We start from the raw sequence: 12,396 nt of genomic DNA on the forward strand, positions 1-12,396 counted from the left end.
GCCCGGGACCGTCGGCCACTTGTCCACGCTGCCTGGTGTTCTGGGTCACACTTATGGACGAATGGCAAGATATTCGCCGCCAGAACTCGACGTTTTCTCGGATTTTTCCCCTTTGTAGCGAACAGATGGCAACAAATACCACCATGTGTCTGCACACATCTCTCTGACACAGGAGGTTGGAAGCCATGGCTGATAACCGGGACCTTCTCCCCTCCGAGCAGCCGGTGCGGCTGCTCGACGAGACCGGGAGCCCGGTGGCCGGGGCCGCCCTGCCGTTCCCGGCCGCGGAGCGGCTGCTGGCCGCGTACACCTCCCTGGTGATCGGCCGACGCGTCAACGACCAGGCCAGCGCCCTCGTGCGCCAGGGCCGCCTGGCCGTCTACCCCTCCTCGCACGGGCAGGAGGCCTGCCAGACGGGCGCGGCCCTGGCCCTGACGGAGGGCGACTGGCTGTTTCCGACCTACCGCGACACCGCCGCCGTGATCGCCCGCGGGGTGGACCCGGTGGAGGTCCTCACCCTGCTCAAGGGCGACTGGCACGCGGGCTACGACCCCTACGCGCACAAGGTGGCGCCGCAGGCGACACCGCTGGCCACCCAGCTGCTGCACGCGGTGGGCGTCGCGCACGCCGCCCGCCTGCGGGGCGAGGACACGGTGGTCATGGCGCTGTGCGGCGACGGCGCCACCAGCGAGGGCGACTTCCACGAGGCGCTGAACTTCGCCGCGGTGTTCCGGGCGCCGGTCGTGTTCTTCGTGCAGAACAACGAGTACGCCATCTCCGTGCCCCTGGCCCGGCAGAGCGCCGCCCCGTCGCTGGCCCACAAGGGCGTCGGCTACGGGGTGAACGCCGAGCGGGTGGACGGCAACGACACCCCCGCCGTGCTCGCCGTGCTGGACCGCGCCGTGGCCGCCGCCCGGGCCGGTGAGGGCCCCCAGCTGGTGGAGGCGCACACCTACCGGATGCAGGCGCACACCAACGCCGACGACGCGAGCAGGTACCGCAGCCAGGAGGAGGTCGACCCCTGGGAGGCGCGGGACCCGCTGCTGCGCATGGAGGCCTACCTCAGGCGCAAGCGCCTGCTCACCAAGGCCCGGAGGGCCGAGATCACCGAGCAGGCGGAGGCCGTGGCCACCGCCATGCGCGAGGGCGTCTCGAAGGAGACCGACCCCGACCCCGCCGAGCTGTTCGCGCACGTGTTCTCCACCCCCACGCCGCAACTGGACGAACAGGCCGCCTTCCTGGCCGACGAACTGAGCAGAGAGGGCAACTGACATGGCGACCGACCCCACCAAGCTCTCCATGGCGCAGGCCCTCAACCACGCCCTGCGCGACGCCATGGCCGAGGACGAAGCGGTGTACGTCTTCGGCGAGGACGTCGGCCCCCTCGGCGGCGTCTTCCGCATCACCGACGGGCTCACCGCCGAGTTCGGCGAGGACCGGTGCTTCGACACCCCGCTCGCGGAGTCCGGCATCGTCGGCATGGCCGTCGGCATGGCGATGAACGGCATGCGCCCCGTCGTGGAGATGCAGTTCGACGCGTTCGCCTACCCGGCCTTCGAGCAGATCGCCAGCCACGTGGCCAAGACCCGCAACCGCACCCGCGGCCGGGTCGGGCTGCCCATGGTCATCCGCGTCCCCTACGCGGGCGGGATCGGCGGCGTCGAGCACCACTGCGACTCCTCCGAGGCCTACTACGCGCACACGCCCGGCCTGACCGTGGTCACCCCGTCCACGCCCGCCGACGCCTACTTCCTGTTGCGCGATGCGATCGCCTCCGACGACCCGGTCGTCTTCATGGAGCCCAAGAAGCTGTACTGGGGCAAGGACGAGGTCGACCTGACGGTCCCCGAGCCGCCCATCGGCAGGGCCGTGGTACGCCGGCCCGGCACCGACGCCACCCTCATCGCCTACGGGCCGTCGGTGCCCACCGCGCTGGAGGCCGCCGAGGCCGCCGCCCAGGAGGGCCGCAGCCTCCAGGTGGTGGACGTGCGCTCCCTCGTCCCCTTCGACGACGCCACCGTGTGCGAGGCGGTGCGCTCCACCGGCCGTGCGGTCGTGGTCGCCGAGGCCAGCGGGTACGCCAGCGTCGCCTCGGAGATCGTCGCGCGGGTGACCGAGCGCTGCTTCCACTCCCTGGCCGCGCCGGTGCGACGCGTCACCGGCTTCGACATCCCCTTCCCGCCCCCGAAGCTGGAGCGCTTCCAACTGCCGGGCGTGGACCGGATCCTGGACGCCGTCGACGACCTTCAGTGGGAGGACCAGTGACGACGCAGACCTTCGACCTCCCCGACCTGGGAGAGGGCCTCACCGAGGCCGAGGTGGTGCGGTGGCTCGTCGCCGTCGGCGACACCGTGGCCGTGGACCAGCCGGTCGTGGAGGTGGAGACCGCCAAGTCGATCGTGGAGGTCCCCTCCCCGTTCGCCGGCACGGTCAGCGCGCTGCACGGCGAGGAGGGCCAGGTCATGGAGGTCGGCAGGCCCCTGATCAGCGTGGCCGACGGCTCCGCCGGCGAGCCCGCCTCCGCGGCCGGGTCCGACACCGCGGCCGGGTCCGACGCCGCGCCGGTGTCGGCGGGGGAGCGCTACCGCGAGGAGGAGCGCGCCGGATCGGGGTCGGGGAACGTGCTGATCGGCTACGGAACGCCCGAGGCACAGGCCTCCGGGCGCCGCCGGCGCCCGCGCAACCGCCCGCCCGCGCGCCCGGCCCAGCCCGCCGTGCCCGCGTCCACGGGCACGGCCGCCTCCGGTGCGGGCGACGGCACACCGGCCCCCGCGCCCACGCGTCCCCCTCTGGTCACCTCTCCGCTGGTCCGGCAGATGGCGCGCGAGGCCGGGCTGCGGATCTCCGAGGTTCCCGGAAGCGGTCCGGGCGGGCTTATCACCCGGCGCGACGTGCGCGCCGCCATCGAGGCCGCGCAGGCCGCAGCCGAGCCCGCGCGATCCCCGGCCGCGTCCGCGCCCGCCGCCGAGCCCGCGCCCGTCGCGGCGGGCGCCGTGGACGCGCGCACGGGGCTGGCCGAGTCCCAGCGGGTGCCCATGAGCGGGTTCCGCAAGAGCGTCGCCGCGTCGCTGTCCCGCAGCCGCAGCGAGATCCCCGAGGCGACCGTCTGGGTGGACGTGGACGCGACCGAGCTGGTCCGCCTGCGCGAGTCCCACCCGTCCGGGCCCGGACTGCTGTCCTACGTGGCCCGGTTCGTGCTCGCCGGTCTGCGTGCGTACCCCGAGCTCAACGGTCTGGTGGACACCGAGCGCGGCGAGCTGGTGCAGTACGACGGCGTGAACCTGGGCCTGGCCGTGCAGACCGACCGGGGCCTGGTCGCCCCGGCCGTCATGGGCGCGCACCGGCTCACCACGACGGAACTCGACGCGGAGATCAGGCGGGTCACCGCCGCGGCCCGGGAGGGCGGGGTCTCCCCGGCCGAGATGACCGGCGGCACCTTCACCCTCAACAACTACGGGTCGCTGCGGGTGGACGGCAGCGCCGCCATCATCAACCACCCGCAGGTGGCGATTCTCGGCCTGGGCCGGATCATGGACCGCCCGTGGATCGTGGACGGGGAGCTGACCGCCCGCAAGATCACGCAGCTGTCGTTCGCCTTCGACCACCGCGTGTGCGACGGCGGCGCCGCCGCGGGCTTCATGCGCGTGGTCGCCGACGCCATGGAGGACCCGGCCGCGGCCATCGCCCGCCTGTAGGCGCGGCTCCGAGCAGCGCCCCGGGGAGTCGGCACCCCGGGGCGCTTTCCTGTCCGGTGCTCCTCCGCCCGCGTCCACCGGCCTCCGCTAGGCTCGGGCGCCATGACCGTGGGAACCGTGGACCAGTGGGTCGTCAACGCCGCCGAACCCTACCTCCTCGCCCGCTTCTGGGCCTTCGTGCTGGGAGGCGAGCCGGTGGCGAGGCCCGACGGCTGGGCCTACGTGGCGGGTGCCGAGGGGCGGCCCCGGCTGTCCTTCCAGCCCGATCCCGGGCCCGGGACCGGGCGCAACCGCATCCACATGGACGTACGGGTGGACGACATCGCCGAGGCCGCCGACGCGGTCGTCGCCGGGGGAGCCGGCCGGAGGGGCGGCCCGGTCACCGACGGGCAGGGGACCTTCCAGGTGCTGCTCGACCCCGAGGGCAACGAGTTCTGCCTGGTGGAGCCCTCCGCCCGCTGACGGCGGGCGGGCCCGCCTACTCCTCGCCCTCCCGGGCCTCGGCGTCGGCGGTCCGGCCGCGCAGCATGAGGTCCAGTACCTCCATGAACCGGTCGGTCCGCCGCCGGCCGAGCACGAAGGGGTTGTCTCCACCGGGATCGTCGCGGACCTGCTCGGCGCGCGCGAGCCCGTCGTCGATGGGGTGGTTGGCCAGTTCCACGTCCACCCCGGCCCTGCGCATCCGGTGGCGGAACGAGCGGATGGACGCCAGGTAGGTGCGCAGTTCCGCGAGCTTCTCGGTCGGTCGGGTGCCTCCCCACAGCATGGCCGTATGGCTCTCGGAACCCGTCCGCACGGGGAGGATGGGCGAGACGGTGCCCGCGGTGTGGCCGGGAGTGGCGTACAGGCGGAGGGCCGTGTCGCCGAGGGTGAGGCGTTGGCCGTCCGTGATCTCCAGGTCCCGGGAGGGGGCGTGCTCCGGCCGGGTGCGTTCGACGAGGTCCCAGTCGGCCGGTGACATCAGCACGCGTGCCCCGTAGCGGTCGGCGAGGTACTGCGCCCCGCCGAAGTGGTCGTGGTGGCCGTGGGTGACGACGACGTACCTGATCGCCTCCGGATCGGCTCCCAGTTCGCGCAGACCCGGGACGATCACGTTCCCGGCGTCCTCGGGGGACCTGAGCGCGTCGATCAGCACGATCCCGTCGTCGGTGAGGACCGCCATGGCGTGCACGAATCCCACGCTCAGCATGGCCAGGTTGTCGAACAGCCTCACCGGGGCCGGAGCGGCCAGTTCAGGAGGAGCGGTGCCGGGGGTCAGCGCCCGGACGAGGTTCCGAAGGACCGGGTCCTCCCCTGCCAGCCTGACCGCACGGTCGTAGTAGCACTGGCCGTCCGTCGCGGCGGCCGCGGTCGGCGAGGCGGGACCGACCACCCCGGCGCCGGCCGCGAGCCCGACGACGGCGAGCCGGGCGAAGCGGCGCCGGGAGAGGGCGTCGCTGCTGTCCTCACGGGGGGACGGTGGCTTCACGGCGGTCCTCCTGCTGGCTGTCGGGGAAGGAAGGGTGGCGGGGCGGGAGCCGGAACGGCCTCTCACCGCTGCCTTTCCCTAACGCCGGCACCCCGCCTCCCGGTTCGGTCCTGGGCGGGTCCGGTCCGCCCCGCACGGCGGGCGAGGCCGGGAGGGCCTCACCGCCCCTCGCCCAACAGCGCGAACAGGCTCGAGAAGCCCTGTTCGCCGTGGCCTTCGGCGATCCGGCGCCTCATCAGCTCCCTGACCTCCCGCATCCGCGCGGATTCCACGCCCATGGACTCCCGGTGGCCGATCATGTCGTCCATCAGTGCGGCCTGGACCCTGAGGGGACCGAGGTCCGGCGGGTAGTCGCCGGATCCGACCGCCTCGCCGATCGAGGTCAGCAGCGTCGGGTACGCGGCCACCAAACCGGCGGCACGCTCGGCGAACTCCACCACGTCGACCCCCTCCGCCCGCACCAGCCGGAGGGTGTGCAGGAATCCGAGGAGCAGTTCGTAGCCCACCGCGACCTGGGCCATGAACTCCACGGCGGCCAGGCCGGCGTCCGTGCCGTGGTAGGCGGTGTCGCCCAGTGCCCGCAGTGTCGACTCGTGGGCGTCGAACGCGCGCCGGGAACCGCTGATGGGAAGCAGGAGGTCCGGGGTGCCCACGTGCGGCGGATCCCCCATGATCTTGCCGTCGAGGTACTCGGCACCGCGCTCACGCGCCCAGCGCTCGTAGGCCCGCGCCTGTGCGGGGGAACCGCTCGTGAGGTTCACCAGCACCCTGCCCGCGATCGTGGAATCGACCGAGGCCAGTACCTCGTCGACCGCTGTGCCGTCGAGCAGGCAGACCACGACGAGCCCGCTCGCCGCCACCGCCTCCGAGGCCGTCGCGGCGGCCGTGGCGCCGAGGCCGGCCAACGGAGCGGTCCTGCCCGCCGTCCGGTTCCAGACCGTCGTGTGGTGGCCGCGTTCGACGAACGTCCTGGCGATCGCCGACCCCATGTCGCCGAGGCCGAGCACGGTGACCCGGGGAGCCGCACCGGCGTCGCCGCCGTCTGTTCTCGTCAGCATGTTCCCTGCCCTTCGGAGCGGATGCCCGTCGCCCGGAAAGGCTAGGAACTCAACTTGACTTGAGGTCAAGGGCCCGGGTCGCGGACGAGAGGCCCCGGCCGAGGACCGGGGCCGGGGTACCCGGGCACGACGCGGCGCCCCGCCGCCGCGGGGTGCGGCGACAGGGCGCCTTGTCGACAGGCCGACTCGTCTGCCTGTCTACTCCTCGCCCTTGGCGACCAGGGTGAGGACGTCGTAGGTGGCCACGGCCTCGCCGTCCTGGTCGGTGACCAGGGCGTCCCAGCGCACCTCGCCGTAGTCGGCGTTCGTGCGGGGCGTGATCTGCTTGGCGGTCAGCGTCACCCGGATGGTGGAGCCCTCCTTCACCGGAGTGAGGAAGCGCAGGTTGTCCACGCCGAAGTTGGCCAGCACCGGTCCCGGGGCCGGGTCCACGAACAGGCCCGCCGCCAGCGACACCACCAGGTAGCCGTGCGCCACGATCCCGCCGAACAGCGGGTTGGCGGCGGCGGCCTCCTCGTCGGTGTGCGCGTAGAAGGTGTCGCCGGTGAACTCGGCGAAGTGGTCGATGTCGGCGCGGGTGACGGTGCGCTCCGCCGACCGGATCGTGTCGCCGATCCGCAGCTGCGACAGGTCCTTGCGGAACGGGTGCACGTCGCCCACGTCGCGCTTCGACCCCGTGGTCCAGTGGCCGGTGATCGCGGTGACCATGTCCGGGGACGCCTGCACGGCGGTGCGCTGCATGTGGTGCTTGACGCCGCGCACACCGCCCATCTCCTCGCCGCCGCCCGCGCGGCCGGGCCCGCCGTGTACCAGGACGGGAAGCGGGGAGCCGTGGCCGGTGGACTCCTTGGCGTCGTCCCGGTTGAGCACCAGGATGCGCCCGTGCCAGGGCGCGACGCCCAGGACGACCTCGCGGGCCACGTCCGGGTCGTTGGTGACCAGCGAGCCCACCAGGCTGCCGCTGCCGCGCGCGGCCAGCTCCACGGCCTCGGAGACGCCGTCGTAGGTGATCACGGTGCTGACCGGGCCGAAGGCCTCCACCTCGTGCGGCTCACGGGCACCGGGCTCGGCGCGCAGCAGGATCGGGGACATGAACGCGCCGGAGTCGGCGTCGGCGCCGACGACCTCCACGGCCTCGGGGTCGCCGTGGACGATCTCGCTGGAGGCGCGCAGCGCCTTGACCGCCTTGCGGACCTCCTCGCGCTGGTCGAGCGAGACCAGGGCGCCCATGCGCGCGTCCGGGTGGTCCGCCGCGCCCACGACCACCTTGGACAGCCGGTCGGCCAGGGCGCCGACGACGGCGTCGGCCATCGGCTCGGGCACCATGACCCGGCGGATGGCGGTGCACTTCTGCCCGGCCTTGACGGTCATCTCGGTGACGACCTGCTTGACGAACAGGTCGAACTCGGGGTCCTGCTCGGACACGTCCGGCCCGAGGATCGAGCAGTTGAGGGAGTCGGCCTCGACGTTGAGCTGCACGCCGCCGCTGACCACGTTCGGGTGGTTGCGCAGGATGGCGCCGGTGGCGGCGGAGCCGGTGAAGCCCACGATGTCCTGCGGGCCCAGGTTGTCGAGCAGCCCCCTGTGGCTGCCGACGAGGAGCTGGAGGGAGCCCTCCGGCAGCAGCCCGGACCCGACCATCCGCCGCACGACCGCGGCGGTGAGGTAGGCGGTCTGCCCGGCGGGCTTGACGATACTCGGCATCCCGGCGAGGAAGGCGGGGGCGAGCTTCTCCAGCATGCCCCACACCGGGAAGTTGAACGCGTTGATCTGCACGGCCACGCCCGGACGGGACGTGTACACGTGCTGGCCGACGAACGTGCCCTGCTTGCCGAGCTGCTCCAGGGGGCCGTCGAGGATGACGGTGGAGTTGGGCAGCTCGCGGCGGCCCTTGCTGGAGAAGCTGAAGAGCGTCCCGAACCCGCCGTCCACGTCCACGGCGGTGTCGCGCCTGGTCGCGCCGGTCCGGTGCGAGAGCGCGTAGAACTCCTCCTTGTACTCCATCAGGTGCTTGGCGACCTCCTTGAGGAGGTTCGCGCGCTGGTGGAAGGTGAGCGCGCGCAGCGCCGGGCCGCCGACACGGCGTGCGTAGTCCACCATCCCGGCGACGTCGGGGCCGTTGGCCGAGATGCGGGCGACGGTCTCGCCGGTGTTCGCGTCGGCCAGGGGCGAGCCCTCGTCCGCGGGGGTGAACCACGCCCCCTGCGCGTAGCTCTGCAGTGTTTCGGACACCTGACGGTCCTCTCCTCGGGCTGTGCTCTCTTGCTCGAACAGTATTACAGACCGATCGGTCAGTAAATAGTGCGAGGGAGGGCGCACCACGGCCCAACTGGGATTTCCCCACCTCAGCGGCGGGCAGGAGACCTTCTCAGCCCACCTCGGCACGGATCTCGCGTGCCGTCACTCCGGACGCGCGCCAGCCGCTCCGAACAGACCCACCGCGTCGGCGTGGACCCCTGTTCGCGGTGCGGCTTGTACAGGTACCGGGTCGACATCCGGTGCGCCGCGGCCACCGACTCCACCGGCAGGTCCGGACCGGACGGGCCCGCCAGGCAGTACGCACGCACACGGCCGTGCGGTCCCGGGACCCTCCGCCGACGTCACGGCCCGTCGCCGTGCCGGACCCCCGACAGGGTGACGGGTCGTTTCCTCGCCCCCGATGCTGTAACAAGCAGGACCCTGCGGACAGAAGGAGGGTGAGATACGCACGGAAGGAAGCCGATGAGCAGTGACACGGGCCCGGAACCCGCGGACGCGGACCCGGAGGGGGCGGCGAGGGGCGGGTTCACCCGGTTCTTCGAACGGCACTACGACGACGTCCACCGCTACGCCGTCCGCCGTCTGGGCGCGGACTCCGCGGACGACGTCGCCGCCGAGACCTTCGCCGTCGCCTGGCGCAGGTACGACCGCCTGCCCAAGGACCAGCCCCTCCCCTGGCTCTACGGGGTGGCGCGCAACGTCATCCGGGCCAGGCGGCGGCGTGACCGAAGGCGCGGCGAGGTGCTGCTCCCCGATGGCGGCACCCGGGGCCGGGAGGCGCCGGACACCGTCCACCAGGTGGAGGAGCGCGACACCGCGCTGCGCGCCCTGGACCGGCTCAGCGCCACCGACCGCGAGCTGGTGATGCTCCTGGCCTGGGAGGGGCTGGAGCTGCGCGACGCGGCCCGGGTCCTGGGCTGCACCACGGCGACCGCGCGCGTGCGCCTGTACCGGGCGCGCCGCCGGATCGAGCGCTTCCTGGACTCCTCTCCCCCGGAGCCCCCGCCTCCGGCCGGCGCCCGAGCGGCGAAGGCCCGGAGGAGTCCCGCGCACGTCCGAGTTTCCGTGGAGGAGAAGTGAACCGCACCCGTACCGGCCCCGGCGGCGACACCGACGCCGTACGCGCGCTGCTCGCCGCGCACGATCCCGCCGCCTCCGTCCACGCGAGCCCGGCCACCAGGGAGCTCTCCCGCGTCGAGGTGATCGCCGCGGGCAACCGCCGGCGCCGGGTCCGCGGCCTGCTCCCCGGACGGCCCTGGCACCGTCCCGTCCTGGGCCTGGCCGCCGTGCTCGCCGCCGCGGCAGTGATCGTCCCCCTCGGCTGGAACGCCGCCCGGCCCGCGTACGCCGGCCCGCCCCCCGCCCCCCTGGAGGCCTCCGTGTCCGAAGCGTCCGAGGGGCGCGAGCGCCTCCTCGCCCTGGCCGAGGCCGCCGAGGAGCAGCCCCCTCCGCCGAGGGGCGGGGACGTCGCCTACGTGCGCACCGCGCGGTGGACCCTCACCTACTCCCAGGACGCCGACACCGGGGAGGAGGGCTGGGGGATCGTCCCGACGAACGAGCAGGTGTGGCGCACCCCCCACGAGTCCGGGCGCCACGTCTCGACCCCGAGCATGCCCGAGCACCTGGGCGGCGACCGCAACCCGGTCCGGTGGCTCTTCGAGCGGGGACCCGAGGAGTTCGAGTGGGGCGACGGCGAGGGCGGCAACGGCATGTTCTTCACCTGGGGTCCCGAAGACCTGTCCACCGACCCCGGGCGGCTGGCGGACCAGCTCGCCGAGGGCGGCGGCTACGGCTCCGGCACGGCGGCGGACCCCTCCGAAGCGGTCGCGCTCGTCCACGCCCTCCAGCAGATGTACGAGGAGGCCCCGGTCGACCCCGGGGTGCAGGCCGCCGCGCTGCGCGCCCTGGCCGGGCACGGCGACGTGCTGTACGCGGGCACGGCCAGGGACAGGGAGGGCCGCGAGGGCGAGCTGTTCCTGGTCGAGGAGGACGCCGGGGACGGCTACGTCCTGGAGCGGAGAATCATGTTCGACCCCGGCACGGGCATGCCGCTCTACCACGAGACGGTCGCCGTGGAGTCGGACTCCGCGCCGGACGAGGACCTGCCGCGGGTGAACCAGTACACGGTCCTGGTCGAGTCCGCGTGGGTGCCGGAGGTCGGGGACACCCCCTGACGGGGCCGCCGGAGGCGACTCGTCGCCATGTCGACGTTCGCGCCGACATGGCGACGAGTCCGCAGGTCGACGTGTCGACACGCGAGGGGGACGCGCTCCGGCCCCCCTGCGCTGCCGGCGCTCCCGGCACCGCTACCTGGTCAGCGCCAGGACCTGGGCCCCGGGAAGGTCGGCGAGCAGCTTGCCGGGCACCAGGAGCTTGGAGCGGCGCACCCCGCTGCCCACGACCACGTCGCCCCCGGCGGCGACGGCCTCGTCCACCAGGACCGGCCACGCCTTTGGCAGGCCGAACGGCGTGATGCCGCCGTACTCCATGCCGGTCAGCCCGGTGGCCTCGTCCATGGGGGCGAACGAGGCCTTGCGCGCGCCCAGGCGGCGGCGGACGGTCCCGTTGACGTCGGCGCGCTGGGTGGCCAGGACCATGCACGCCGCGTAGGACACCTCCCCGCCGCGCTTGGCGGCGACCACCACGCAGTTCGCGCTGGTCTCCAGGGGCATCCCGTACCGCTCGCAGAACTCCGCCGTGTCGGCGAGCTCCGGATCGATCTCCGCCACCCGCACGTCGTCGCGTCCCCGCACCGCGGCCAGGACCGGGCCGGCCAGCAGCTCCGGGCGCTGGTCCGCCCGTACCCAGTTCAGTTCACCGGACATGGCACACCTCGATGTCGTCGACAAGTCGGTCGGAAGCCGTCGAAAGCCCCCCTCGCGCAGGGCCGCCGAGGAGGGACACGGCCCAGGTTAGCCCTTCCCCGCCCGGCGCCCGGCGGCGCCGAGCGCCAGTTCGGCGAGCCCCTCGGCCCGGTACCCGGGCCATCCGTGCACCGCGTCCAGGTACTCCTGCGGGATCGCGCTCGCGCCCCACCGGGCTCCCAGCAGCGCCCCGGCGATGGCCGCCACGGTGTCGGTGTCGTCGCCCGCCCGCACGGCGGCCCGCAGCGCTGTCGTGAGGTCGCCGCGCACGACGGCCGACCACGCCGCCTGCAGGGCGCTCACCACGAACCCGTTCGGGTTGAAGGCGTGCGGCGGCCGCTCCTCGGCCTCGTCCAGCCACGCCGCCCACGCCGCGCGCCGGCCCTTCGGCAGCAGGTCCAGGCCGGCGCGCACCCCGGACAGGTCGGCGTGCGCGACCGCGTGGCGGATCCCCTCGCACCACAGCACGCACGCCTCGGAGGCCAGCGGGTCGCCGTGGGTGAGGCGGCTGTAGCGGTCGGCGGCCGCGGCCAGGCCCTCGCGGTCGTCCGGGTAGGCCAGCGCCAGCGGTCCCGTGCGCATGAGCGACCCGTTCCCGGCGCTCGGCACCCCCTCGGCGAAGCGGTCCGCCGCCGCGCGCTCCATCACCTCGGCGACCTCGGGCCGCCCGAGGGCGTGCCCGGACCGGCGCATCACCCACGCGGTCTGGTTGCCGATGTCCGAGGCGCCGTTGTCCGCCCAGCGCAGGAAGGCGTCGGCGGTCTGGCGCAGGGCCTCCGCCGACACCGGGTCCTCGTGGTCGCGCAGGGTCTGGGCGATGCACACCGCCATCTGGGTGTCGTCGGAGTACTCCCCCGGCTCGTAGGGGCCGAGCCCGCCCCCGACCATCTCCGGGATCCGGTCCTCGGCCGGCGTCGGACCGAACTCGTAGGGCACACCGAGGGCGTCGCCGCACGCGGAGCCGAGCAGGACTCCGACCACGCGGTCGTCCGTCGTTCCGGAGGGAGGAAGGTTCACAGGGACCTCGCAACGTTTCGGTACCGGGGGTGCTG

11 protein-coding genes are annotated in these 12,396 nt (G+C 73.7%); 6 read left to right on the top strand and 5 right to left on the bottom strand.

Annotation, left to right across the window (positions count from 1 at the left end; genetic code table 11):
• The first annotated feature begins 185 nt into the window (after positions 1–185).
• The 4 genes from pdhA to A6A08_RS05525 all read left to right on the top strand — a co-directional run bounded on the left by pdhA (position 186) and on the right by A6A08_RS05525 (position 4,157).
• Positions 186–1,271 carry a pyruvate dehydrogenase (acetyl-transferring) E1 component subunit alpha gene (gene pdhA, locus A6A08_RS05510; RefSeq protein WP_073701421.1) on the top strand — a complete coding sequence of 362 codons (1,086 nt, stop codon included), beginning with the start codon at positions 186–188 and terminating at the stop codon, positions 1,269–1,271.
• Position 1,272: 1 nt separating this feature from the next.
• On the top strand, positions 1,273–2,265 hold the full coding sequence (locus tag A6A08_RS05515; RefSeq protein WP_073701422.1) for an alpha-ketoacid dehydrogenase subunit beta: 993 nt from the start codon (positions 1,273–1,275) through the stop codon (positions 2,263–2,265).
• Positions 2,262–3,695 carry a dihydrolipoamide acetyltransferase family protein gene (locus tag A6A08_RS05520; RefSeq protein WP_073701423.1) on the top strand — a complete coding sequence of 478 codons (1,434 nt, stop codon included), beginning with the start codon at positions 2,262–2,264 and terminating at the stop codon, positions 3,693–3,695. The genes A6A08_RS05515 and A6A08_RS05520 overlap by 4 nt, the downstream gene beginning before the upstream one ends.
• A gap of 102 nt (positions 3,696–3,797) precedes the next feature.
• Positions 3,798–4,157 (top strand): VOC family protein, encoded by a 360-nt coding sequence (locus A6A08_RS05525; RefSeq protein WP_073701424.1) that lies wholly within the window; start codon positions 3,798–3,800, stop codon positions 4,155–4,157.
• A 16-nt stretch (positions 4,158–4,173) separates the two neighbouring features.
• On the opposite strand, the gene A6A08_RS05530 is transcribed toward A6A08_RS05525, so the two are convergent.
• From A6A08_RS05530 to paaZ, 3 genes are all read right to left on the bottom strand, one after another.
• Positions 4,174–5,163 (bottom strand): MBL fold metallo-hydrolase, encoded by a 990-nt coding sequence (locus A6A08_RS05530; protein WP_073701425.1) that lies wholly within the window; start codon positions 5,161–5,163, stop codon positions 4,174–4,176.
• A gap of 158 nt (positions 5,164–5,321) precedes the next feature.
• Complete coding sequence (locus tag A6A08_RS05535; RefSeq protein WP_073701426.1) at positions 5,322–6,221, bottom strand: NAD(P)-dependent oxidoreductase; 900 nt, start codon at positions 6,219–6,221, stop codon at positions 5,322–5,324.
• Positions 6,222–6,419: 198 nt separating this feature from the next.
• A complete protein-coding gene (gene paaZ, locus A6A08_RS05540; RefSeq protein ID WP_073701427.1) occupies positions 6,420–8,453 on the bottom strand; it encodes a phenylacetic acid degradation bifunctional protein PaaZ in 2,034 nt (677 codons plus the stop codon).
• A 489-nt stretch (positions 8,454–8,942) separates the two neighbouring features.
• Here paaZ and A6A08_RS05545 point away from each other — a divergent pair, with 489 nt between their 5' ends.
• Positions 8,943–9,560, top strand: a complete 618-nt coding sequence (locus A6A08_RS05545; protein ID WP_073701428.1) for an RNA polymerase sigma factor — start codon at positions 8,943–8,945, stop codon at positions 9,558–9,560.
• Positions 9,557–10,654 carry a CU044_5270 family protein gene (locus A6A08_RS05550; RefSeq protein ID WP_073701429.1) on the top strand — a complete coding sequence of 366 codons (1,098 nt, stop codon included), beginning with the start codon at positions 9,557–9,559 and terminating at the stop codon, positions 10,652–10,654. The genes A6A08_RS05545 and A6A08_RS05550 overlap by 4 nt, the downstream gene beginning before the upstream one ends.
• Positions 10,655–10,786: 132 nt before the next feature.
• Here the strand turns inward: A6A08_RS05550 and A6A08_RS05555 are convergent, their stop codons facing one another.
• Positions 10,787–11,305 carry a YbaK/EbsC family protein gene (locus tag A6A08_RS05555; protein WP_073701430.1) on the bottom strand — a complete coding sequence of 173 codons (519 nt, stop codon included), beginning with the start codon at positions 11,303–11,305 and terminating at the stop codon, positions 10,787–10,789.
• Between the two features lie 87 nt (positions 11,306–11,392).
• On the bottom strand, positions 11,393–12,361 hold the full coding sequence (locus tag A6A08_RS05560) for an ADP-ribosylglycohydrolase family protein (RefSeq protein ID WP_073701431.1): 969 nt from the start codon (positions 12,359–12,361) through the stop codon (positions 11,393–11,395).
• Positions 12,362–12,396 lie beyond the last annotated feature (35 nt).

The organism is Nocardiopsis sp. TSRI0078 (assembly GCF_001905145.1).
Taxonomy (GTDB): Bacteria; Actinomycetota; Actinomycetes; order Streptosporangiales; family Streptosporangiaceae; genus Nocardiopsis.